Annotated in this window: 25 protein-coding genes; 14 read left to right on the forward strand and 11 right to left on the reverse strand. The window is 37.9% G+C overall.

Annotated elements, in window-relative coordinates; translation table 11 throughout:
- A partial coding sequence (locus H5161_RS10200; RefSeq protein WP_182769199.1) for a DUF547 domain-containing protein occupies nt 1–1,042 on the forward strand: 1,042 nt, incomplete at its 5' end.
- A 541-nt stretch (nt 1,043–1,583) separates the two neighbouring features.
- On the opposite strand, the gene H5161_RS10205 is transcribed toward H5161_RS10200, so the two are convergent.
- Together H5161_RS10205 and H5161_RS10210 are read right to left on the reverse strand one after the other, a co-directional pair.
- Entirely contained in the window at nt 1,584–2,612 is a 1,029-nt protein-coding gene (locus tag H5161_RS10205) for a methionine synthase (protein WP_182769200.1), read from the reverse strand.
- 88 nt (nt 2,613–2,700) lie between these two features.
- Nucleotides 2,701–3,678 (reverse strand): DUF1852 domain-containing protein, encoded by a 978-nt coding sequence (locus tag H5161_RS10210; RefSeq protein ID WP_182769201.1) that lies wholly within the window; start codon nt 3,676–3,678, stop codon nt 2,701–2,703.
- Between the two features lie 620 nt (nt 3,679–4,298).
- On the opposite strand from H5161_RS10210, the gene H5161_RS10215 reads away from it, so the two are divergent.
- From H5161_RS10215 to H5161_RS10235, 5 genes are all read left to right on the forward strand, one after another.
- A complete protein-coding gene (locus H5161_RS10215; protein ID WP_182769202.1) occupies nt 4,299–5,048 on the forward strand; it encodes a spermidine synthase in 750 nt (249 codons plus the stop codon).
- A 136-nt stretch (nt 5,049–5,184) separates the two neighbouring features.
- On the forward strand, nt 5,185–6,198 hold the full coding sequence (locus H5161_RS10220; RefSeq protein WP_182769203.1) for a DUF5924 family protein: 1,014 nt from the start codon (nt 5,185–5,187) through the stop codon (nt 6,196–6,198).
- A gap of 71 nt (nt 6,199–6,269) precedes the next feature.
- Complete coding sequence (locus tag H5161_RS10225; RefSeq protein ID WP_182769204.1) at nt 6,270–6,506, forward strand: hypothetical protein; 237 nt, start codon at nt 6,270–6,272, stop codon at nt 6,504–6,506.
- 11 nt (nt 6,507–6,517) lie between these two features.
- A complete protein-coding gene (locus tag H5161_RS10230) occupies nt 6,518–6,961 on the forward strand; it encodes a hypothetical protein (protein WP_182724490.1) in 444 nt (147 codons plus the stop codon).
- Nucleotides 6,962–7,083: 122 nt separating this feature from the next.
- Complete coding sequence (locus H5161_RS10235) at nt 7,084–7,887, forward strand: hypothetical protein (RefSeq protein WP_182769205.1); 804 nt, start codon at nt 7,084–7,086, stop codon at nt 7,885–7,887.
- Between the two features lie 68 nt (nt 7,888–7,955).
- On the opposite strand, the gene H5161_RS10240 is transcribed toward H5161_RS10235, so the two are convergent.
- Both H5161_RS10240 and H5161_RS10245 read right to left on the reverse strand, forming a co-directional pair.
- Nucleotides 7,956–8,276: a hypothetical protein gene (locus H5161_RS10240; RefSeq protein WP_182715461.1), complete on the reverse strand. Its 321-nt coding sequence runs from the start codon at nt 8,274–8,276 to the stop codon at nt 7,956–7,958.
- A gap of 12 nt (nt 8,277–8,288) precedes the next feature.
- A complete protein-coding gene (locus H5161_RS10245) occupies nt 8,289–9,335 on the reverse strand; it encodes a YHYH protein (RefSeq protein ID WP_182769206.1) in 1,047 nt (348 codons plus the stop codon).
- Between the two features lie 250 nt (nt 9,336–9,585).
- On the opposite strand from H5161_RS10245, the gene H5161_RS10250 reads away from it, so the two are divergent.
- Both H5161_RS10250 and H5161_RS20130 read left to right on the forward strand, forming a co-directional pair.
- Nucleotides 9,586–10,245, forward strand: a complete 660-nt coding sequence (locus tag H5161_RS10250) for an NADPH-dependent FMN reductase (RefSeq protein ID WP_182733511.1) — start codon at nt 9,586–9,588, stop codon at nt 10,243–10,245.
- Between the two features lie 121 nt (nt 10,246–10,366).
- Complete coding sequence (locus H5161_RS20130) at nt 10,367–10,489, forward strand: hypothetical protein (protein WP_259398689.1); 123 nt, start codon at nt 10,367–10,369, stop codon at nt 10,487–10,489.
- A 113-nt stretch (nt 10,490–10,602) separates the two neighbouring features.
- Here H5161_RS20130 and H5161_RS10255 read toward each other — a convergent pair whose 3' ends face one another.
- On the reverse strand, nt 10,603–12,618 hold the full coding sequence (locus tag H5161_RS10255) for a TonB-dependent receptor (protein WP_182769207.1): 2,016 nt from the start codon (nt 12,616–12,618) through the stop codon (nt 10,603–10,605).
- 225 nt (nt 12,619–12,843) lie between these two features.
- Between H5161_RS10255 and H5161_RS10260 the strand changes: the two genes are divergently transcribed.
- A complete protein-coding gene (locus tag H5161_RS10260) occupies nt 12,844–14,661 on the forward strand; it encodes a protein kinase domain-containing protein (protein WP_182751978.1) in 1,818 nt (605 codons plus the stop codon).
- Nucleotides 14,662–14,767: 106 nt separating this feature from the next.
- Here the strand turns inward: H5161_RS10260 and H5161_RS10265 are convergent, their stop codons facing one another.
- Nucleotides 14,768–15,298: a hypothetical protein gene (locus tag H5161_RS10265; protein WP_182769208.1), complete on the reverse strand. Its 531-nt coding sequence runs from the start codon at nt 15,296–15,298 to the stop codon at nt 14,768–14,770.
- A gap of 13 nt (nt 15,299–15,311) precedes the next feature.
- Nucleotides 15,312–16,316: a YHYH protein gene (locus H5161_RS10270; protein WP_182769209.1), complete on the reverse strand. Its 1,005-nt coding sequence runs from the start codon at nt 16,314–16,316 to the stop codon at nt 15,312–15,314.
- 205 nt (nt 16,317–16,521) lie between these two features.
- Here H5161_RS10270 and H5161_RS10275 point away from each other — a divergent pair, with 205 nt between their 5' ends.
- On the forward strand, nt 16,522–16,953 hold the full coding sequence (locus H5161_RS10275) for a DUF3859 domain-containing protein (protein ID WP_182749433.1): 432 nt from the start codon (nt 16,522–16,524) through the stop codon (nt 16,951–16,953).
- A 97-nt stretch (nt 16,954–17,050) separates the two neighbouring features.
- Here H5161_RS10275 and H5161_RS10280 read toward each other — a convergent pair whose 3' ends face one another.
- From H5161_RS10280 to H5161_RS10290, 3 genes are all read right to left on the reverse strand, one after another.
- The gene (locus H5161_RS10280; RefSeq protein WP_002960902.1) at nt 17,051–17,467 is read right to left on the reverse strand and encodes a VF530 family DNA-binding protein; all 417 of its coding nucleotides are present in this window, start codon (nt 17,465–17,467) and stop codon (nt 17,051–17,053) included.
- Nucleotides 17,468–17,539: 72 nt separating this feature from the next.
- Nucleotides 17,540–18,532, reverse strand: a complete 993-nt coding sequence (locus H5161_RS10285; protein ID WP_182769210.1) for an MDR family oxidoreductase — start codon at nt 18,530–18,532, stop codon at nt 17,540–17,542.
- Nucleotides 18,533–18,581: 49 nt separating this feature from the next.
- Nucleotides 18,582–19,217: a TetR/AcrR family transcriptional regulator gene (locus tag H5161_RS10290; protein ID WP_007582758.1), complete on the reverse strand. Its 636-nt coding sequence runs from the start codon at nt 19,215–19,217 to the stop codon at nt 18,582–18,584.
- Between the two features lie 409 nt (nt 19,218–19,626).
- Here H5161_RS10290 and rmf point away from each other — a divergent pair, with 409 nt between their 5' ends.
- A complete protein-coding gene (gene rmf / locus H5161_RS10295; RefSeq protein ID WP_002960897.1) occupies nt 19,627–19,797 on the forward strand; it encodes a ribosome modulation factor in 171 nt (56 codons plus the stop codon).
- A gap of 65 nt (nt 19,798–19,862) precedes the next feature.
- On the opposite strand, the gene fabA is transcribed toward rmf, so the two are convergent.
- Nucleotides 19,863–20,378: a bifunctional 3-hydroxydecanoyl-ACP dehydratase/trans-2-decenoyl-ACP isomerase gene (gene fabA, locus H5161_RS10300; protein WP_182769211.1), complete on the reverse strand. Its 516-nt coding sequence runs from the start codon at nt 20,376–20,378 to the stop codon at nt 19,863–19,865.
- A gap of 203 nt (nt 20,379–20,581) precedes the next feature.
- Here fabA and H5161_RS10305 point away from each other — a divergent pair, with 203 nt between their 5' ends.
- Genes H5161_RS10305 through H5161_RS10315 form a run of 3 tightly spaced genes read left to right on the forward strand, consistent with a single transcriptional unit; the run spans nt 20,582 to nt 22,687 of the window.
- On the forward strand, nt 20,582–21,439 hold the full coding sequence (locus H5161_RS10305; RefSeq protein WP_182769212.1) for a 6-carboxytetrahydropterin synthase: 858 nt from the start codon (nt 20,582–20,584) through the stop codon (nt 21,437–21,439).
- A complete protein-coding gene (locus H5161_RS10310) occupies nt 21,432–22,250 on the forward strand; it encodes a M23 family metallopeptidase (RefSeq protein WP_182693902.1) in 819 nt (272 codons plus the stop codon). Before H5161_RS10305 ends, H5161_RS10310 begins: the two co-directional genes overlap by 8 nt.
- 5 nt (nt 22,251–22,255) lie before the next feature.
- Nucleotides 22,256–22,687 (forward strand): acyl-CoA thioesterase, encoded by a 432-nt coding sequence (locus H5161_RS10315; protein ID WP_002960891.1) that lies wholly within the window; start codon nt 22,256–22,258, stop codon nt 22,685–22,687.
- Nucleotides 22,688–22,733: the final 46 nt, after the last annotated feature.

Here is a 22,733-nt window from a genome sequence, read left to right on the forward strand (position 1 = left end):
TTCACCTAAATCTAAGTTAACAATAAACTTTGAACCTGTGAACATATTATTAGAATCGAATGTTCTTGATATGGGGCCATCCAGAAGAATAAATGCTAAACTTGACAAACCTCCGATAGGTACTAGGTTAAGAAATGTTTTCCCCAGTGCTACCCATAATGAAAGTAACAGATTCACATATGAGTTGATAAAATCTCCTAAACAAAAAAGTTTAGTCAATGATGTTAAAAAATATTTAGAATCATTGCCCGAGAAAAACAACCTTAATTTATATTCAAAACAAGAGCAATTGGCCTATTGGCTTAATCTTTATAACATTACTTTAATTAACGAAATTGTTAAGCGGTATCCAATAGTTAGTTTAGAAAAAATATTAACTGGTCCTGACTCACTATTGGATAAAAAGCTAGTGAATATTGGGAGTCTTCAGTTGAGTCTCAGTGACATACAGTATGGGATTTTAGATAAAAACTATAGTAAAGAACCTTTAATTATTTATGGATTATATCAAGGGTATATCGGCAGCCCAAATATCAATAAAAAAGCCTTTTCAGGTAAAAATGTATATAAGCTATTAAAAAATAATGCAACAGATTTTGTCAATTCGAATAGAGGTACAAAAATTGATTCTCTAAATAGTTTAGAGGTCTCAAGTTATTATGCGAGAAATGCTGATTATTTTCCTAATTTTAGCAATGACCTCAAACTTCATCTGTTGCAATTTGCTGATAAAACAACCCAAGAAATAATAAATAAGTCGGATAAAATTGAACCCATTATAAATAATTGGGCAATTGCTGATCTATTTGGAAGTAAAAGAGTCTTTGGTGGGGGCATGTCTACTAACTCAGCAGCATCAATAGGAATGTCAAGAAATTATGCGTTGACCGATAAAGTCACTAAAGACGCGAACACAGGTGGAAAGTTCAGACTTTCAGCTAGAGAAATAACCAGGTTAAAGGAGTTAATGAGAGTAAGAGCTAAGAATTACGGTGAGACATCCGTAACGATAACAGACCTAGAATTACAAGATGAAAACTAAAATTTACAATATATGAACAGTAGCTCAGTATGGTGAGAAAAAAAACAAATAAAAAACGAGTTAATCTATAGGCTTGTTAGGTATACAAGGAAGTATTGAGTCTGGTGTTGATCCTTAAAGAAAAATTCAAAACTATTTTTGAGTCTACTTTCTTAATCGTTGTATTCTTACTTTGTGGGTTGGCAATTAGTGATATCCTAATTCAGCCGTTTGCAAAACTCGTATTCATATCTATATTCTTTTTAGCATGGTTTATATTGCTAATTTATGGCTTAATTTACAAAGAGTCTTATATGTTTAAGTGTTCTGTAAAAAGTAGATTATTGATATACTTAGCTGAGCAGTTTATATATTGTTCTTTGATCATAATTACAGGTATTGTTCTCTTTCGAGCAGTGTATACCTAACAACACCTCTGAGGTGGACAGCAAGCTCTAAAGCTCACTTCCCACCGCAAGCTTTAACAGTGGTGTTCTCTTACTTTTCAATGCCGTTAGGTAAGTTGATCCATCTTAGGGCGTATGTAGATTTAAACCCTATTTTACTTATTTAGTTCTTTTCTTATAATTTCAGCCCCAGCGCTCAAGGCATTTAGTTTACCTCTGGCTATATAGTGAGGTAGTGGAGCCATGCCGCAGTTTGTACACGGGTAGAGTTTGTCGGCATCTACAAATTGCAGTGCTTTACGTAGCGTATTAGCTACTTCTTCTGGCGTTTCGATAGTATGATTTGCTACATCAATTGCGCCTACCATTACTTTTTTACCGCGAATGAGTTCTAGTAAATCCATTGGTACATGCGAGTTATGGCACTCTAGTGAGATAATATCGATATTAGAGTGCTGAAGCTTAGGGAATGCTTCTTCGTACTGTCGCCATTCATTGCCGAGTGTTTTTTTCCAATCTGTATTGGCTTTAATGCCGTAGCCATAGCAAATATGCACGGCTGTTTCGCATTTGAGCCCTTCAATTGCGCGCTCTAAACAGGCGATTCCCCAGTCGTTCACTTCATCAAAAAATACGTTAAACGCGGGCTCATCAAATTGAATAATATTAACGCCTGCGGCTTCTAACTCTTTTGCTTCTTGATTAAGAATTATGGCAAATTCCCACGCTAGTTTTTCGCGGCTTTTATAATGATCGTCGTAAAGCGTGTCAATCATTGTCATTGGGCCTGGCAATGCCCATTTAATAGGTTGTTTGGTTTGCTTGCGTAAAAATTTAACGTCTTCAACAAACACAGACTTTTGACGGCTAACAGGGCCCACAACGGTGGGTACACTTGCGTCGTATCGGTCACGAATTTTTACTGTTTTACGTTTTTCAAAGTCAACGCCATTTAGGTGCTCTATAAATGTAGTTACAAAATGCTGCCTTGTTTGCTCACCATCGCTAACAATATCAATACCTGCTTGTTGTTGGTCGAATAATGACAAGCGTAGGGCGTCGTGTTTGCCTTGAGTTAATTCATCACCTTGTAATTTCCAAGGTGACCAAAGTGTTTCTGGCTCTGCAAGCCATAAAGGCTTAGGTAAACTGCCAGCGGTAGATGTAGGTAGTAATTTTTTCATAATAAATAATGCCGTATATTTTAGTTAATTATTAAATGTAGCGTTAAGCGCGTTATTACTGGTTATTACTGGTTGTTACTATTAGTTGTTATGACAGATAGCTAGTAGAGAATTGCTCAAGAACCGTTTGGTACGGCTTGATAAAATGCTCTTGTGCAAACTTGCCTTGCTCGTTTGCTAACTTGCCGCGCTCTTCTCGGTCATACACAATTTGCGTTAGTGAGTGGTCCAAGTTTTTTAAGTTTGGTTTATATGATTTACCCGCTGTTGCGTTGGCATTATAAATCTCTGGTCTGTAGATTTTTTGAAACGTTTCCATCGTACTAATGGTGCTTATAAGCTCAAGATTGCTGTAATCATTAAGTAAATCACCAAAGGAAAACAATGCTAAAGGCGCGGCACTATTTGGTGGCATAAAATAACGTACCTGTAAGCCCATTTTTTTGAAGTATTGCTCAGTTAAAGACGATTCATTTGGTTCGTATTCAACGCCAAGTACGGGGTGTTGGTTTTCAGTGCGGTTGTAGGTTTTGTTATCTGACACACTTAGGCATATAACCGGTGGTTTTTTAAAGTTTTGTTTATATGTATCCGAATTTACAAATGACTGAAATAGCTTGCCATGTAAAACCCCAAAGTCATCAGGAATACTAAATTGAGGCTTGCCTTTATTGTGCTCTTGTAGAAGTACGCTAAAATCGTAGTCGCGCACATACGATGAAAAGTTGTTTCCTACAATGCCTTCAATGCGCTTATTAGTTTTATGATCAACAATATTTGTTTTTAATATTTCGATTGATGGGAAGCTTTCGCCGCCGTCTTCAATACCTATCTCAACAGAGACAATTTCAAGCTCAACAGCATAACGCTCACCTTTGGTGTTATCCCAATGGGCTAGGGCATTAAAACGGTTGTTAATCATGTTTAAGGCGTTACGCAAGTTTGCTTTGCGGTATTCACCTCTGGCTAAATTAGCAAAGTTGGTTGTGATACGCGTATTAGTTGATGGATGATAATTTTCGTCGAGTGAAACGCTCTTTATATTAAATGTAAAATCTTTTTTCATCGTGTTTATATCCAATTTTATAATTTAAACCTGATTGATGCTTTGCGCTTTATTAACCTTGCAACTTACTTAGCTGGCTTAGCTGGTTTAGGTATTCAGCAGCTTTAAGTTGTTAGCAATAGTGTTTAGCGCTAAGGGATGAGTAATTTATACGTTGATTGGTATATGAAGAAAAACGGTTTAATTTCACATAAAACATGAGTCATATTCATTAATCATTATTGTTAAATTCGATTACGTAGTAATTGACGAAAAAAAGGCATAAATCGATAAAAAGTAAGGATGGGTGTTTAGCCGTTTAGACTTCCTTTTTGTTAGTATGCACTTTATTCATGTTAAACATGAGGAATATTCAAAGATTTTTTTGTAGCTATATCAGTGTATTATTTGGTTTTTAGCATATTGCGTCGCTGTTTATAATAAATATCGTCACGGGTAAGTTCCAGCTAGCTATATAAGTAGATACCTTAGCTAATCTAATCTCAAAAGATAAACCGACTTTTCTGAGTACGTATATAAATGCCTGTAAATTAATAAAAGGCTATAAATCATATTAATAGCCATGGCAGTACGTTAAGTAAGTTATACTCGTTTTTCATCACCTCACCTATTGAGTATTCGTGGATATCAAAGGCACTTGTATTGCATCAACTATTGATGAGCATGGCCCTGTTTATGTATATCAAACAAAAAAGAGTCTTATTCTCAGCTTTGACGGAAAAATTTATCAAAGCTGTATTAAATTAAATAATATTAATGGGTTAAGCTTAGCTTATACGCAAGCTATGATGGCTGCGCTTTTTTTTATTCCGCACTTAAAAACCGCGATGATAATGGGACTTGGGGCGGGCTCTATCGCAAAAAGTCTTTATCATGCGTTTCCTGCACTAACTATACATACCGTTGAATACCGTAAAGCCGTTGCTGAAATGGCTATAAAATATTTTGAACTGCCTGTGTCAGAACGTTTGTTTATTCACATTGATGATGCGGCAAACTACATGAAAAAAACGCAGATAAAAACGGACGTTATTTTTTCTGATTTATATAGCTCAGATGGGATGGAGTCAGATCAGGTGCAATCATCCTACTTACGTGATTGTAAAAACGCGCTCACTTTTGATGGTGTTTTAGTACTTAATATTTGCCATACCAAAGTTGGGCAAAGAGAAGCGTTTGATCAACTACTTGAGAAAGAATTTGCAGGACAGATTTTTAGTTTTATTATTGAAGGCGGGAATAAAATTGTTTTTGCTTTTAACAATAAAATGCCTGTACTTAGTGAGGATGAATTACTTGCTAAGGCTTACGCGTTACAAAAATTAATAAACATACCAATGACGCGCTATGCCGAGCTTTTATTTAATTAAAAATGGTTAGTTTGATGTACTGTTAAATGGCGCGTTTAAATCCATCCATCTATCTGTTGTTCATTTAAACTTGGTTAAACTAATCATTCTCTGAATAAAAATAATAAAGTACGTACCCGTACGGAAACACTCATACATGGATTACTGTAAAAATATAATCGCTAAATTTATAAGCGCGATGCAAAAGCGGCCTGGATTATTGGCTGTATTGGCGTTTTTGTCGGGCGTTGCCAGCTTTGCACTTGTAGATAGAAAAGAGTCTTTTTCGCAAGTTATTGCGATATTTTTACTTATTAGTTGGTTGTGGCTAATTATTGATAATTGGCTACGAGACAAAGTAGAAGAAAAATTTGGTGTGGCTGTATCTCCTAATGTAATGCGTTTTGCTCTACAAATGGTGCAACAAGAAAGTCTATTTTTTGCTTTGCCGTTTTTTTTAGCGGTTACGCAGTGGGACCATCCTCAAGCGTTTTTTACCTCCCTCATTGTGTTATGTGCGGTTATATCGGTAATCGACCCCTTTTATTATAAGAAGCTTGCTAAAAACCGTACGTTATTTAGTGTGTTTCATAACTTTGCTTTATTCGTTGTTTTACTTGTTACCTTACCTATTTTGTTAAACCTTACAACGAGCCAAAGTTTAGCTGCAGCCCTTGTAACGGCTGTAGTGGTTACTCTTCCGAGTTTAAACAATTTAATGCCTAATGCTCGCTGGTGGCGTTTTCCTATTCTTGTATTGATTTTATGTGCTTTAAGCACAGCAGTGTGGCAATTAAGAAGCTATGTACCTCCTGCAGCACTGCGCTTAACCGATATTACGTTAGCTCATGAAGTTGATTTACAACATAAAAAGCCAGTAGGGAGTATTAAACAGTTAGACTCTTATACACTGCATCATCAAGGTTTATATAGTTGGACTGCTGTTAAAGCACCAAGAGGCTTAAATGAAAAAATATTTCACGTGTGGCTTCATAATAAAAAGGAAGTTGATCGGATCACGTTAAATATAAACGGTGGGAGAGAACTAGGTTATAGAGCGTGGACACACAAAGTAAACTTCCCTAAAGACTCTGTTGGTAAGTGGCAAGTAAAAGTAGTCACCGAATCAGGTCAGTTAATAGGTTTAACGAAATTTACTGTTACACCTTAATGATAGTAATAAGTTTGTAATCGAATAAATATTTGATAGGCTATTTTTACAGTGTTTATTGGATGAACGTTATGAGTTTTGGATTTGATCTGTTTATTTGGTTAATGGTAGAGACTATTTTAGGTTTTTTAATTTACTCAACAGGTTGTACTATTTTAAAAATAGTTACCTTTGGTAAGTTTAAAAGCGATATTACCGATTACGTATCGTTTAAGGCGAATAAAGCTAAAAATGTTTATTTAATTTGTGTGCTCGGGTTTAGCTTTTACGTGCTATTAATTGGCTTTGTTGCCTACATGAGTCATTAAATTATAATTACATGAATAACAATACGTTATTTACAGCAGGCATTTTAAGCTTTATAGCATCACTTTTACATGTAGCCTGTGTTTTTGGAGGGCCTGATTGGTATCGCCTTTTGGGTGCTGGTGAGCAAATGGCTCAAATGGCAGAGCAGGGCAGTATGTATCCTACTTATGTAACTTTAGCTATTTCAGTTATTATTGCTATTTGGGGCTTTTATGCGCTCTCTGGTGCAGGCGCCATTTTAAAACTGCCATTTTTAAAAACTGCACTCGTATTAATAACCGCAGTGTATTTAATACGAGGTATTGCGGGTTTAATCATTCCTTTTTTAACTTCAAGCCAAATCGTTCATCAGAATTCTATTCAATTTTGGATTATAAGCTCGATAATCTGCTGCATTTATGGGTCATTTTACTTATTTGGTACCCTTAAATGGTGGCGAATAAAAAATGTATGAATGCTAGATTTCCTGATCTTTTAAATTCAAATTATTAAATACTGATAGCTTATTTTTATATTGCGAAATACTATGTGCGACTATTTTTTACGCGCATATATTTTGGCTTTAGGTATCTATAAATGAATAAAACGTTATTGAGTACTTTGCTTGCAGCTCTTATTTGTGCATCTCTTTTAGCTAAAGTGCAGGCCCAAGACGTTCATGCACTTGAGCCTGAATTAGGTGTTGGCGGAAATATTAAGCTAGATGAGGCAAGTACGGCTTATGTTGATGACGGTTTTGATTTTCATGTGCATCCACTTTGGGAAGGCCGATATGTAAGTGAGGGCCGTGACAATTTAGCGGGTAAAGGTATTGCCTCAATCGCAACTGAATTCAATTATAATGAAATAGCTATTATTCCGTGGGTTGCAACGGGTGTTGATAGCGATTATACCGAGTTTAACTTAAATGCTATTTACGCAACTCAGTTATTTAATACCGTTGATATGTTTATTGGTTACAACCATTTAAGATCGCGTGAAAATACCTCTAATGCTCTCGACAATGAGGTTAGCTTAGATTTTTCGTATTTTTACGATAATAAATTTCAGCTCACTAGCAGCGCATATTATTCGTTTGATTCTCAAGGCACATTTATAGAGCTTACGATAAATAAAGGCTACGAGATAAATGAAGCTGTTAATATCGATTTTCAAACGGGGCTAGGGTTTAATGCAGGTTATGTAAGTGATGGCCATAATGGTATTAACAACCTTAAGCTTACAGCTAACGTGTCGTATCAAGTTATTAAGCAGCTTGAAGTATACGCATATACTAGCTACACCATGGCAATTAATAAAAATGCTGAGCGCTTTGTGGGTGATCAAACCTTAAAAAACGTGTTTTGGAGTGGTATTGGTCTGAGCTATCTATATCGTTAAAAGTTAGCAGCACAATAAAATGGTTGTGCTGCTTATTAAGAGTTTATCAATAAAAATTAGCCCTAAATTTACATAGCTTTATTAACGTTGGTTTTTAAATCACTCTTTTCTTTTTCGTGAGTGTGGCTTTTTATAGGGGCGGAAATTCCATTATCAATTTTTTGAATCGGCTGGCTTCGTACACACATTAAATCATCAGCCATATACTGGCAGCTGCCAATATATAAATCGTTATGGCCGCCTTCGTATTTACATGATTGAGATTTTACTTTATCTGCGCAAGCTTTAACTGCAACACCATTTAACGGCCCTGCATGAGCATTTAAAAATGTGGGTGCTGCAAGTAAAGCCATACCAAACACGCTTAAACAACTACTTTTTATAAACATAACAACTCCTTTTTAATGCTTTTCAGGATCATTTCCTGGCGGTGGACCGTTGTGATCACCTGGTGGCCCACCTGCAGGCCTAACTGATTCTCCATGTAGGCACCCTATAAACATATTTTCACTAGGACTGGCTGCGTGGTAGTGATAACCCCTTACTTCATCTGTATTACCTCGGCATTCATCAAGTGACTCTTCTTTACCGCTTGTATCACGCATTGCATAAATCCCATAACCGTCTATTGCATAACCTATAAGAGGTGCATGTCCATCTTCTGTAGCAGCTGAGTCAGTACAACCAGTGGTAGAGTGATAGTGATAACCTTGGTGTAAATTTATATGGCCACCACAATCATCAAATGCCGCAATGGTATAGCTCTCTAAAATTGCATTAATTGGAGCAGGCCCTGATAGCTCAGTACCGTCTAGTGCTATACCTACTGTTCTTAATCGGCCAGTATTAGATGCTGGAATAGGTGTAACAGGAATTAAATACGTTAATGAAAAATTATCTTCTAAATACGAAAGTTCACACTCAATACAATTTTGTTTATAATGCTCTTCAACATCAGGGCGAGCTGCACCAGCGCAAGACTCTTTTGTAGCTGTATATCTAATTTTATTTGTTTTAGTGTCGTAAAGTACCCACTTTTCATCGCCGTAGTATTCATCAAGCTTGAGAATAAATTGGCCTGTTAAATCAACTAAATCACCAGTACCTTCTTTACTAAACCAACTGCCAGTTACATCAGCGCCATCGGTCGATGTGCGCGGGCAAAATGGACCGGGCTCTCTACCTGCAGGTGCGCCTGATGTAATTAACTCATAACACTTAGTTTTAGTTCCTTGCGCCGTTTCGCAATCAACAATGTTAGGCTCAGATAAAAAGGCCCCTTTTTTAAACATAGATAAATTTATTGTTTGATTCGTTTTTTGTACTTCACTAAGAGAGCTACTGACTTGCTTAGTATTTTTATTAGTTGGTGAGTCGTCGCAGCCACTTAGAGTTAAAACTGTTGCGGTAATAATGATTGCAAACGCGCTGTAATTATTTGAGCCCATTACTTGTATCCTTTTCAGTATAGGTTTTGGTGTACTTATACTGTGGCATATTACTGGCTAAATGTGCAAAAAGTATGGAGAACGACAAAATAAGCACATGATAAAAAACCTTTAACAGTGTGTGGTTGCTAAAGCGCAGTTTTAAATTTAATTATTAGTGTTCAAAATTAATAAAAACGGATATGTGTAATACACATAAGCTAAAAGTGTTAGTGTTTAGATGTTATTCAAATACATATGAGGATTACATATGAAGTTTTTAGTGTTTTTAGGGACAGTGCGTAACAGCACGCCACCAAAACCTGCTCGCTTAGGTGAGAGAGTGTCTAAAGCCTGCATGGAGTGCTTAAACGAGCAATTCTCCGAACATGAGTTTGAGCTTATAGATGCACTTGATTACCCAAGTGATCAAGTTTTTAAACCACATTTTGCCTATGCTCAAGGTAAGGCGCCTTCAATGCTAAATACTTTAGCTGATAAAATTAAAGCGGCTGATGGATATGTAATGGTTAGCCCTGAATATAATCACAGTATGAGCCCAGCTCTCGCTGACTTACTTAATCACTTTGGTAGCTCACTATTTTCATATAAGCCCAGTGCTATTGTTACTTACTCTGCTGGGCAGTGGGGTGGACTCAGAGCGGCAATTAGTATGCGCTCGTTTTTATCAGAGCTTGGCTGTTTGCCTGTATCTGCAATGATCCATGTTCCAAAAGCGCAAGAAGTATTTAATGATAATGGATCTGTGCAAGTTGGTGAAGAGCAGTCATCGTGGTTTAATTATTTTCACCGTACTTTTGGGCAATTGGTTTGGTGGGCGCAAGCGGCTAAAAACCAGAGTGGCGTTGAAGATCCTGAGCAGATGCTAAAAAGCTTTAAATCAAATCCATCGCAGCGAAATGCCCCATAACGAATACTTTTAAAATATAACTAATTTAGCCCTTAATTGGGCTAAATTTGTTTCTTTTATAGAAACTTAAAATATATAAATGTTAATATTAACATCTACTTATAAAAAAGGATGTTATATCTTGAAATACCTTACTCTTTTAAGTGTATTAACACTTAGTGCTTGCAGCTCTGTACAACACTTACCGGCGCTTGGCGAAGGCACTATTGTTAACTCAATAAATCAACTTCGCATTGTTGAGTAACATCAGCCAGCTTGTTGAGGCATCGGATTAATTACTAAGATACTTATTGGCTAAGGGTATGTTTTACAGTTGTACTGTTTTTATATACAGTACCCTGTAAAACTCAATGAATACTAAAATAACAAGCTTAATGTTAGTCGCGCTGTTCTTGGCTCTATTGGATGAAAGTGGTTATCTTCAACGCCTTGTGCTGATTCGCCAGGTAAACGCGATGCATAATAGTAATCTATATCGTGGTCGGTGCTATTAAATAAGTTAAGTAATTCAAAGTTTACTTTCCAGTGAGTCTGCTCATAGCTAATTGCGCTATTTACTACTGTTAAAGGCTCCGAACGCTCGTCACCATCGCTAGTTAATGTACGTTTGCCAATATGGCGAACTCTAACTGATGACTGCCATTGCTCACTTAAGTGCCAATTTAAACCTGTACTTGCAACAACCGGAACAGCACCTTCTATATAATCATTATTGTCATTAATATCTAAACGTGAATGCGTGAACGAGGTTTCTGCGTCGATACTAAAGCTGTCGTTAATCCAATAATAAGCGCTTATTTCTAATCCGTAACGCTTAGATGCATCACTTGGTTCTGTGTTACCCGCATCGCCAACAAATAAAAGCTCTGAGTCGAGTGTTAGCCACCAAAGTGCAGCTGATAGATTAAACTTTTGCTCATCAGCAAATCGGACGCCTATTTCAGCGCCTTCACTTTTAACTAATAAGTCAACTTGCTCTGCTTGCTCACCGGTAACAGGGTCAATATTAATAGTAGATCCGCGCGCATCATTTGAATGAAAAGATTGTCCCCAATTAGCATATGCAGCTACTAAATTTGTAAAACGGTAATTTAAACTCCCTTTAAAACTTACTAAATCATCCTTTGCTTTTCCTGAATTTACGGCGCTAATACTAGTCACGTTTGTATCAAAATAGTCGTACCTAACGCCAACGGTTGCTTCAAGTTTTGGAGTAAGTAAAAGTTTAGACTCCCAAAAGCTTGAGTAGCTCGTTTGCTTTAGTTCATCTTGCCTAACCGTACTAAGTCGCTCTCTTGCTTGTGTGTTATAAAGCCCTACGTTATCTATGTCGTCGTGGCGAAGCTCAATACCTACGGTATGTTGTATGTTTATATCTGATGTTTTGGTTTCAAACTGGTAGCTTATATCTGTTCCATAAATATTTCGGCTATCTTGCTGATTAAACTGATCGCCATTAATTGGATCATTTAAAAAATAACTAAAATTTGAATACAGGTTTAAATCGTAATTAATTACATAAGCGCTGGCTTTTATATGCTCGCCCTGCCAGTTACTCGATAAGCTATAACGGCTAGAGCTACCGCCAAGTGTGGTGTCAAGAGAGCCTAATTGAGTAATTAAATTTTGTGATATAGCGCGCTGTGGAATTTGATCTGCTGAATTCCATGTATTGTCGTATGCCATGGCACTTATTGATAAGTCACCATTAAAAGCTTTACCAACATAGCGCAGTAGGGCATTCTTTTTATTTACATCTTCGTTTATATCATCCCATGGGCCGTCATAGCCTTGCCATTCTGCCGCTGCAATGAGCTTACCTGTTGCAATGTTAGTAGATCCCAGTACAACAGCGCGTCTATAATTATCTTCTCCTATACTGAGTTCAACTTGGTGATGTTTTAGGTTATCAGCAAGTTGAAATTGAGCACTACCAGCGGTTGAAAAGTCACCTTGGCTTGCGCTATATGAGCCTTTTTGATAGTTAATAGTTGAAATAGACTCAGGGATTATAAAGTTTAGGTCGGTGTAACCTTGTCCGTGGCCATGGCTGCGCATATTAATTGGCATGCCATCTATGCTGGTGGCAAAGTCGGTGCCGTGATCTAAATTAAACCCCCTAATAAAGTACTGATTAGCTTTACCAGAGCCGCTATGTTGAGTGACCGCCATACCTGGGATTAACTCTAACATTTCGGCGCTTCTTAACATTGGGCGCTGCTGAATTTCACCTTGACCAATAATACCGCTAGATGCGCTGATTGACTCACCAATTAGCCCATCTCTGTGACCATAAACGGTTAATTTTTCAATGTTTGCATAGCTATAACCACTATACAAAGTGCCTAGCGCTAAAATTGCTAATGTTCTCATGACTAAAATCCCTATCTAATGTATTTGTTATTAATGCAGCTATGTTAAATACGGCTTAGATAATTTATTGGATGCAACATTTGTTGGTTATTTGTAATTATTTAGGGGTGAGTAAAGATGGGTAACTTAAAAACTACGCCGCACGCTATTGTAATCTTATTACATAAAACTAATAATAGAGTGCTTTAAATGACTGTATAACACTAACAAGACAGAGAGCCCGTATTGAAAGCCAAAGAAATCCGCAATTTTTATATCAACGAAGAGCAATCTGTTTATTTGCTTTCGCACCGCGATGCTAAAAAACACCGCCAGTGGCTTAATATTTGTATTAAGCAGCTAACACTGCTGGGCTACAAAAACGTTGAAATGATTGGCTCGGGTGCTTTTGGTTTTGTGTTTGCAGGTGATGACGATAACGGCTTACCTTGGGTATTTAAGTTTTCGCGTATTACACTTGCCCAAAGTGTACGCGACCGCCTAGAAGACGAAGCGTATATGCTTTCGCAAATTAATAACCCCTTAGTGCCTACCTTTTATGCATTTGAGCGAATTAAAAAACAAGGGATTTTAATGATGGCTCGCGCCATTGGAGAGGACCTTGAAAAAGTATCGCTTAAAACAGGACGCTTTAGTGCCGCGCAAATAATGGCGCTAGCTGTTAGGTTACGTAATGTATTAATTGATTTACGTAGTCACAAAAACGGCGTTAGCCCACAACCTATAGTGCATGGCGATATAAAACCTTCAAACCTTGTTTGGGATGCAAACACTGATGCGCTTTCGTTAGTGGATTGGGGTAGCTCTGTGTATGCACAGCTCGATAGTGATGGTAACCCTGTTGCTAGTAACTTTATGGATTTAATGTCGGGCGATTTAAGCACAACGAATGCCCGTATGGGCGATGTGTACTTTATTGGTGAAGCGCAAATGTCGGGAGAGCAATCATCCCCACGATTTGACGAACAAGGTGTAGCCGCTACGTTGTATGCGTTAGCGTCGGCGCAGTCGTGCCGCTTTGGTGCGCAAGCCATCCCTGCAAGCAGCTTAGGGCTCCCAAAAGAGCTGGCTAAGGTGATTGATGGCATGCTGTCAAAAAGTAAGGCCATACGTGATGGTGCTGGTGATTACTTTATGCGTAACATTACAACTATGGCCAAAATGTATTTACCTGAGCTTGATAAAAAACAAAGAAAAGCAGATATTCCTTTTTGGTATGGCAACGACGAGCAGCCCGACACGGTGGTATATAGTTCACGAAAACAGTTTTTACGCCAAGCCGATCATAACCAGCAATTACTAGATATAAACGACGCGCAACTTGACCGCTATTATAAAGAGTTTTTATTTGATACAGGCGATACCGAAAAAGCATTTTTAGCATCAATAAGCCGATTAGCTAAGTACCCTGTAGTAGGTGGGCTTAGTTTTCATTGGAAGGATGAGTCAATGTTTGTTGAATCATCTTTAATTATGCATGACGAATCATTGGGTGATGCGTTTAGCGATGCGATTAATAACACGGTAATGCTTGCTCAAGCGATTAATCAAAAAGGGTTATTTAAGTGTTGTTTGTTTGATGCCCGTAAAACCATTCAGTTAGAGCGAGATGGCACCGGTGCATTTAAGTTTGATAGCCTACCAGAGCTTGAATACGAAGTAGTAAGTATGAAAGCAAATGACATAACCCGCCCGCATTCATACTTTGAAGACGGTAAAGACCCTGACGAGCAACTACAGCTACCTAAAAAAGTTATTAAGTGCGTATTTGAGCTTAACCAAATTCATCATACGGGGTGTATTATTTTTGAAGCACTGCCGGACAGAATGAAGATTCACCATTACTACCGCTTACTCGATTCGAGCAAAGAGGTTGAGTTTAAACGTTTGCTAAATAAACTTATGCAATACGCAGTAAATATTACGGACGTGGGTGTTGCGGGCTTTATGAAGTTGCCATATAAAAACACCCGTGAGTTTAGTTTACGTGAGCAGCAACAAGAGAATTATTTTCCTAAAAATCCCAAGCTTGTATCTTTATAGAAAGAACCCTTCACTAAAGAGTGTTAAATAAGAAGACAAAGATAAAAAAGAGCACAAATTTGTTTAACTTGTACTCTTTGCCACTTAATTATTTAGGTAAGTATTACTAATTATTAAACACCTTACTAAAGGGCGACGTTGGTGATAGCTCAAATTGATGAGTTAGCTTTTGCGTTTTATTAGTCGCTGTAATTTGATAAGGCTGCTTGTGCTCATTGTTACTAAATAGCTTAACGTTAAAGTTAACTTTGGTTAGTTTACTAGGCAAAGAGTAGCGCCCAGTAATGGTTACTTGGTCTATATTGTCGCTTTTATGTTTATGCGACGCTTCTGGGTTTAGCAAAAGTCCGTTAATAGTAAATTTATACTGATGATCCGCTAAATAAACGTTCTTTTTAACTCGTTTAGTTATTAGCTTTTTATGAGCGTTAAACTCAATTATTGACACTTTGCCATCCTTGTTTTCATCAACCCCTTTAAAAGCCGGCATAGGGATTGAAAGTACAATAAACACGTTATTATCAACAAAATTCAGCGTACCGTGCTCTGCAACCATTAAATGCGCGTTTGCTAATGTTGATGTGCTCAATAAGCCCAATGTGGTCACACTTAACAGATAATTTTTTATATAAGGCATAACTTACTCCTAATTAAACTTCGCCTTTAACGCAGCGTTGAAAAAACGGGTAAGTGTCTGTTGCGTAGTAGTGGTATATCCCTTGAGGAAACTCAGGTGTTACGCCAACGCGGCCATTACATTCATCTAAATCACCAGAGCCTGCTACGTATTCCCAATCTTGTGCAAATGTACCTAATGGGTATATATCGGTAGAAGGGCGGTTTGCGCTTACAGATGTTATGTGTTGGTAGCTACCGGTCATTACGGTTAGCGCTGAAGTTGCATCATTTGAGTCTGCATAGCCGTAACGTGCATATATAGGAAAGCCATCTGCTGCCCAGCCTATTAGAGTCATAGTGGAGCTATTGCCACCTCGCAGTGTTACAAAGCCTTCAGGCATACCATGATAATGATATGTGCCATCGGGTTGTACGTGTGCATTGTTGTCGTCTGTTCCAAAACTAAACGTGTCTTGGCTTAAAGCTTCTATATTCCAATTACCGCTGTTGTCGCCTAAATCACAATCGGTGCCTGAATCATCGCAACTTCCGCCTGTGCCGGCGTCTATTTTAATGCCGTTAAGTACAACACCTATCATTCCACGAGGGCCACCAAGCATGGTTGCTTGTGTTGTTTCTACAGGCTCAAGTGTGTAGCTTTCATTTACTGATTGTTCAGAAATAGTATTTGGGTTATCGGCATTAGGGAATGTACCTACTTCGTGATCAGGTATGCCATTAGCGACTATGTCGCGTGTAGTTCCTGTGCATGACCAATCTGCCACGCTGGTGGCCTGTACTGATACTGACTCGTTATATTCACTGTAGCTATATTCGCACAGCACGCCTTGGGTTGAGCTACTCGTACCTGTACCGTTATCTAAGGTGGTTGGTGATGAATCTGTAGTTGTTGAGGTATCAACTATGTCTTCGCCATCTCCGCAAGCAACTAACGATGAAACAACTAGAGCCAAGGTGCTTAGTTTTATAGCATTTACCCTATTTGAGTTTTTTATATTAAGTGCGTGTAGTTTCATTGCTGCTTACCTGATCAATTAAGTTACTCAAACAATAATCAGCAATTGTGCAAATAATGTGTAAACAATGATGACAAATTAGCAATGATGTAAATAGACGAAGTATTAAAGCTAAGTTGAGATTTAACTTTATTGGATTGTGTTTTATTTTAAAATTTCAAAAGTTAAACTAATGCAAAAATAGCTAATATAAAAGGTTACCTTAATGGCTAAAACAAAACCTGTAGTGACGTTACAAAGTCACGGTATTTACTCTAAGTGGGATAGCGAAAGTAAAGCACTGCCACAAATAGAGCAATTTACAACAAATGTAATAGCTGAGGTAGATGTTGAGTTTGGCTTAATCGTAAATATTAAAAAGGGTAAAGGCGAAAAGCTTCACTATTGTATATACCATCCAGATATTCCAGACAGTGACGGTGATGTAATGGACCCCTTTGAAGGCGATGTATACGTTAAAAACAGTGATTGGAACTTTTATTTAGGCGACACGCTTTGGTTGCCAATAGAGAATAAATTGGGTGATTGGCGTATGACGATTGAGCTAAATGGGAAAATTATTGCTGATAAAACTTTTAAGGTGGCATTAGAGCTAGAGCGTACTGAAACAGATTTTTGGAAAAACCGAGGCTATTGATTTCTATTTTTAGCTATATGGTGTGGATGTAATAAAAATTAATAAAAGAGAGTTGTAGAGCCATTTAAAATAGCTCTACAAAATTAAATTAGCGTGTTTAGTTACCCCAAGGGTTACTAGAATTAGAGCGTTGTTTGCGATCACGAGCACGTTGCTTTGATGCTTTTTTTTCCATAATACGTTTTGCGTCACTAAAACTTAACTCACATGGCTCACCAGGTTTATGATCAGCTGGGATCACGCGATCACGTGGCGGTAATTCGTATTGCACATCATCAGGTCTAGGTAAGTTTTTTAGGCGATAAAGGTAAAAGTTATCTACTTTTTCTTGTGCCCATTGTGTTTTACGTAAAAATTTAACCGCTGACTTTATATCAGGATTGTTTTTAAAGCAGTTAAGTTGTAAATAAGCGTGTAGGAGCTCCCACCCGTATTGTTCAACCAGCTCTTCAACCACTTGTTCTAATTTAACGCCTTGCAGTGGATTATTACTGAAAAGTTCTTGGTTGCTCATAGGTGTTGCCTCGTTATTAAAATACAAATTGCATTATAAATTTAATAACGAGGCTTTAACAGAGTAAATAGCTTAACTTTGACAATTAACTACAACACGACCGCGAATTTTGCCTAGCATAAGTAGCTCTGCGTTATCAATTACGTGTTCTAGTGATATTTCTGTCGAAATTTTATCTAAATAATCAGCGTTTACTAATTTTGCTAAACGATCCCACGCTTCAATTCTGTCGGCTTTAGGGCGCATTACGCTATCAATGCCTATTAGTGACACACCACGTAATATAAATGGGGCAACTGAGGCAGGTAAATCCATGCCTTGGGCAAGTCCGCAGGCGGTTACTACACCCCCATACTTTAATGATGCACAAATATTAGCAAGTGTATGGCTACCTACTGAATCTATTGCCGCTGCAAAGCGCTCTTTTTGCAAAGGCTTACCAGGATTTGAAAGCTCGTTTCTGTCAATTACCTGTTTAGCACCTAACTCTTTTAAATATTCACTTTGATCTAATCGACCCGTAGCTGCTGTTACGTTGTAGCCAAGCTGGTTTAATAAATAAATAGCAAAGCTGCCTACGCCACCATTGGCACCTGTTACAAGTATTTCGCCAGATTCAGGGTTTATTCCTTGTTTTTCAAGAGCTATAACACTTAGCATAGCGGTATAACCGGCTGTACCTATTTGCATCGCTTGTTTTGGAGAAATACCTGCAGGCAAGGGGATTAGCCAATCGCTATTAAGTGCCGCTTTTTGAGCAAGCCCGCCCCAATGTTTTTCGCCTACACCAAAGCCATTTAATATTACGTTATCGCCGTTTTTAAATTCATCGCTGGTGGAATTTGTAACCGTACCCACTAAATCAATACCTGGCACCATAGGAAAACTGCGTACAACGGGGCCTTTACCAGTAATTGCTAAACCATCTTTATAGTTAAGTGTGCTGTATAGCACGTCGATAAAGACGTTTTCGTTTGGTAAATCACTGCTTTCGATAGTCTTTAATGAGGCGCTGTAGTTATTATCTTCTTTATTAATAACAATGGCTTTAATTGGGTTACTCATGGGATATCCTTTTAGACCGATCGTCTTTTAAGTGGTAAATAAAAACGCATTAGGTTAATAATGCGCGTAAAAACATTTCTGTATACAAAGTAAGTGGAGTATTTGATTTTGTGAGCTTGGCGCGCATAACCGCACCTTCCCAACCAATCCAAAAGTACTCACTCATCAATTTTGTATTTACATGGCTTGCAATAGTGCCTTGTTGCTTAGCTTGGTTTAAGCAAACCTCTACATGGTTTTGCCAAGCGGTGTAGCTTTGCATTAATCTGGTTTTAAACTCATCACTTAAATGATTAAGCTCTTGATTTAAGTTACCTACTAAACAGCCACGTTTGTAATCGTATTTTTTCATTCCTTTAATTGCGCTTTGGGTAAAATTAACGATTCGCTCAAGTGGGGGAACATCTTCTTGCTGTAGGTAATGGGTAAGCTTTGCAATAAAGTAACTGTCGTATGCATCAACTAGGGCAATGCCGTAGGCCTCTTTACTTTTAAAGTAATGATAAAAGGAGCCTTTAGGTACAGCCGCTTTTTTTAAAATAGTATCGAGCCCCGTGGCGCTAAAGCCAAATTCAGTTAAGGTTTCTAGGCCCGTACGAATAAGTAACGCTTTGGTATCGGCGTTCTCTCTGGCTATTTTAGGTGGGCGACCACGGCGTATTGGTGTTGATGTATTTTTGTTCATGTACATATATTAGACCGATCGACTTTAAATAATCAAGCATAAATTTAAATTGTTTAAAAATACTTCAAGTTAGGGGCGGGCTACTAATTTAAGATTAATGAAATAAAAGTGTCACGATTACATTTTTGTTTGGAACTTAGTCAATATTAGTCGGTCACAAATAAAGCACATAAGTGCTTTTTAGCGATTATTGAGTCGCATTTTATTTAGCATAAAACCGGTCAAATTAAATGTTGTATGACCACTTACTTTTTTAAATGTTAATTCATTTTTGCATCAGCAGCTTAGTTAAAGTCAAACAATTTAATTGCTTTTACGATTTGAATTTTACATTTTTATTAACTATTCATTAAATGTAGATTTCACTAATGCTACACAATATACAAATAAAAAGGTGAGGATATTACCGATGAAGAGACAGAAAAGAGATCGTTTAGAAAGAGCTCATTCTCAAGGTTTTAAAGCAGGTTTAGCAGGTCGCTCAAAAGAGCTATGCCCTTATCAACAAGTAGATCCCAAATCAGAGTGGTTAGGAGGTTGGCGTGAAGCGATTGAAAACCGCAACATGTACAAAACCTAAAATCAATAATCGAATTTAAGCAAAAAGGCCTCCACGTTGGAGGCCTTTTTGTACGCATTTAAAAATTAAAACGCGCTAGTGTCTTGGAACAAGCCCACTTTTAAATCTTTTGCTTCGTAAATTACTCGGCCATCTACTTCTACAGTGCCATCTGCAACGCCCATGAACAATTTACGTTTAATTACGCGTTTCATTACAAGGCGGTAAGTTACTTTTTTATTAGTTGGTAAAATTTGGCCAGTAAATTTAACTTCACCCACACCTAGCGCACGGCCAAGACCAGGGCCACCAGACCAACCTAAGTAAAAACCAACTAGTTGCCACATAGCATCTAAGCCTAAACAACCTGGCATTACTGGGTCGCCTTTAAAATGACAATCGAAAAACCAAAGGCTAGGGTCAATATCAAGCTCAGCAACAATTTCGCCTTTCCCATGAATACCGCCATCAGAAGTAATAGAGGTAATGCGATCCATCATTAACATGTTGTCACTTGGTAAACGGCAGTTACCTTCACCAAACATTTCACCTTGACCACACAGGATCAACTCTTCTTTTGTATAGCTATTTTTAGGTTCCATAACACTTATCTTCGCTTAGAAATTGCCAAGTACTTTAGCGTACACTTGTACGCTAAACAACTCGGAGCAGTTAAAAAATCAAAATATTGCATATTAAATCATCAATCAATCAACGCGATTGGTTTTTGCACTATAAAACCGCGCAATTACAATCAGAAATCATTATAATTAACGCTGTCTTATAACCAGTCTAAAGGAAGTTTATGATCCTTTTTGTTAACTCACTAACTGTGATTGATTTTTCTTACTTATGTAACAAACGCGGCGCCGTTGGCGAGAGCTGGATTGTTGATTTAACTTTGCACGGTAAACTTAACGAAGAGTCTATGGTTTTAGACTTTGGTTTAGTTAAAAAGCAAATTAAAGGCATTATAGATGAGTGTATTGATCACCGTTTAGCAATTCCTACAGGGCTTAATGGTACTGTATCTGAATTTGACGAGCATAAAACACTCGACTGTACATTTGGTGAAAATAATCACTTAGCTATGAGCGCTCCTCATCAAGCTTATTGCATGATTAACGCAGATGAAGTAACTGTTGAATCGGTTACCAAATTTTTAATTGCGACTATTTTACCGAAGCTACCAGATAACATCGAAAAAATTGAGCTGTCTCTTAAGCCTGAACACAGCCAAAGTTTTTACTATCATTACAGCCATGGCCTTAAAAAGCATGACGGTAATTGCCAGCGTATTATTCATGGGCATCGTTCTCAAATTGGTATTAGCCTAGATGGTATTTCTATGCCGCGCTTGCAAAAAGAATGGTCTCAAAAGTGGGAAGATATTTACTTAGCCACCACTGAAGATCAAATTAACGCAGCTGATTTAAAACACATAACAGCCAAAGCGGGTGATGTATGTTTTGCTTATACATCGGCACAAGGCTATTTTGAAATGGCTATAAGCGAGTCTCGTTGCGACATTTTGCCAGTAGATACCACTGTAGAATGTATTGCTGAACATGTAGCTGGCCAAATTAAAGCCCAATACCCAGAAAAAGCAGTGAAAGTAACGGCTTATGAAGGTGTTGGAAAAGGATCGATTAGTTATGTTTAAAACACTTTTAGCAACAGCGCTTGTTGCCTCTGCTAGCTTTAGTGCTATGGCGCTTGAGTTAAAAGGACATTTAACACAAGGCGGTTTAGTTACTGGAAAGCTAGAAAACGCTAAATCAGTAAGCTTAGATGGCAAAAGCTTAAAACTTTCACCAAAGGGTGATTTTGTATTTGGTTTTGGTCGTGACGCTGAAACTACTCATACTTTAAAATGGGTAGATAACAATGGTAAATCGCATTCACAGCCAATAGCTATCACAAAGCGCGAATATAAAATTGATAAAATTACCGGTGTAGCTAAAAAATATGTCTCTCCGCCAAAAGAAGTTAGTGCGCGTATAAGCCGTGAAGCAGTTGCTGTGCGAAAAGCCAGAGAAGTAGACTCTGATTTATTGTACTTTTTAGACCCTGTGTTAAAGCCTGCAGAAGGGCGCATATCGGGTGTTTACGGTAGTCAGCGCTATTTTAATGGCGAGCCTCGTCGTCCGCACTTTGGCTTAGATATCGCGAATAAAACGGGCTCTCCTGTTTACGCGCCTATTAGTGGTACCGTGGTATTTGCTGAACCTGATTTATACTACTCTGGCGGAACATTAATTATTGATCATGGCCATGGTATTACCTCAACTTACATTCACTTAAGTAAGCTTGATGTAAAAGTGGGTGATAAAATTGAGCAAGGTAACAAAGTGGCTGAAATTGGTGCAACAGGGCGTGTAACGGGTCCTCACCTAGATTGGCGTTTTAACTGGAAAGGCGAACGCCTTGATCCTGCATTACTAATGCAAGATACATTAGCAAACAAAAAGTAGAGATTATGACTGACGTAAATCGCGATGCAATAATTGCTCAGCGTATTGAAGACTCAACCACATCGGTAACTAAAACCGTGTTTCCAGGGCGTACTAATCATCACAATACTTTATTTGGTGGTGATGCACTGGCGTGGATGGATGAAGTGGCATTTATAGCAGCGACTCGTTTTTGTCGTAAGCCTTTGGTAACTATATCTTCTGATAGAGTCGACTTTAAAGAAGCCATACCAGCAGGTACTTTTGCAGAGTTAATAGCTAAAGTAGTGCATGTAGGTAACACCAGCTTAAAAGTTGACGTAGATATATTATTAGAAACTATGCACAAAGACGATAAGCATTCAGCCATTAGTGGCAGCTTTACCTTTGTTGCAGTTGATGATAACCACAGACCGACTCCGGTAGTATGCGACAAAATGATTTATGGTTTTGATTAACTTAAAGCTTTGAATATGCGCTAAAGCAAATTTATATAAGCACCTT

This window comes from Pseudoalteromonas sp. SG43-5 (assembly GCF_014164345.1).
GTDB lineage: Bacteria > Pseudomonadota > Gammaproteobacteria > Enterobacterales > Alteromonadaceae > Pseudoalteromonas > Pseudoalteromonas distincta.

Coding starts and splice junctions, on each gene's coding strand:
- H5161_RS10285 (WP_182769210.1), bottom strand. CDS start 18,532: ATGAGTAACCCAATTAAAGCCATTGTTATTAATAAAGAAGATAATAAC.
- H5161_RS10210 (WP_182769201.1), bottom strand. CDS start 3,678: ATGAAAAAAGATTTTACATTTAATATAAAGAGCGTTTCACTCGACGAA.
- rmf (WP_002960897.1), top strand. CDS start 19,627: ATGAAGAGACAGAAAAGAGATCGTTTAGAAAGAGCTCATTCTCAAGGT.
- H5161_RS10205 (WP_182769200.1), bottom strand. CDS start 2,612: ATGAAAAAATTACTACCTACATCTACCGCTGGCAGTTTACCTAAGCCT.
- H5161_RS10240 (WP_182715461.1), bottom strand. CDS start 8,276: ATGTTTATAAAAAGTAGTTGTTTAAGCGTGTTTGGTATGGCTTTACTT.
- H5161_RS10250 (WP_182733511.1), top strand. CDS start 9,586: ATGAAGTTTTTAGTGTTTTTAGGGACAGTGCGTAACAGCACGCCACCA.
- H5161_RS10270 (WP_182769209.1), bottom strand. CDS start 16,316: ATGAAACTACACGCACTTAATATAAAAAACTCAAATAGGGTAAATGCT.
- H5161_RS10275 (WP_182749433.1), top strand. CDS start 16,522: ATGGCTAAAACAAAACCTGTAGTGACGTTACAAAGTCACGGTATTTAC.
- fabA (WP_182769211.1), bottom strand. CDS start 20,378: ATGGAACCTAAAAATAGCTATACAAAAGAAGAGTTGATCCTGTGTGGT.
- H5161_RS10230 (WP_182724490.1), top strand. CDS start 6,518: ATGAATAACAATACGTTATTTACAGCAGGCATTTTAAGCTTTATAGCA.
- H5161_RS10310 (WP_182693902.1), top strand. CDS start 21,432: ATGTTTAAAACACTTTTAGCAACAGCGCTTGTTGCCTCTGCTAGCTTT.
- H5161_RS10220 (WP_182769203.1), top strand. CDS start 5,185: ATGGATTACTGTAAAAATATAATCGCTAAATTTATAAGCGCGATGCAA.
- H5161_RS10245 (WP_182769206.1), bottom strand. CDS start 9,335: ATGGGCTCAAATAATTACAGCGCGTTTGCAATCATTATTACCGCAACA.
- H5161_RS10280 (WP_002960902.1), bottom strand. CDS start 17,467: ATGAGCAACCAAGAACTTTTCAGTAATAATCCACTGCAAGGCGTTAAA.
- H5161_RS10235 (WP_182769205.1), top strand. CDS start 7,084: ATGAATAAAACGTTATTGAGTACTTTGCTTGCAGCTCTTATTTGTGCA.
- H5161_RS10305 (WP_182769212.1), top strand. CDS start 20,582: ATGATCCTTTTTGTTAACTCACTAACTGTGATTGATTTTTCTTACTTA.
- H5161_RS10255 (WP_182769207.1), bottom strand. CDS start 12,618: ATGAGAACATTAGCAATTTTAGCGCTAGGCACTTTGTATAGTGGTTAT.
- H5161_RS10225 (WP_182769204.1), top strand. CDS start 6,270: ATGAGTTTTGGATTTGATCTGTTTATTTGGTTAATGGTAGAGACTATT.
- H5161_RS10290 (WP_007582758.1), bottom strand. CDS start 19,217: ATGAACAAAAATACATCAACACCAATACGCCGTGGTCGCCCACCTAAA.
- H5161_RS10315 (WP_002960891.1), top strand. CDS start 22,256: ATGACTGACGTAAATCGCGATGCAATAATTGCTCAGCGTATTGAAGAC.
- H5161_RS10265 (WP_182769208.1), bottom strand. CDS start 15,298: ATGCCTTATATAAAAAATTATCTGTTAAGTGTGACCACATTGGGCTTA.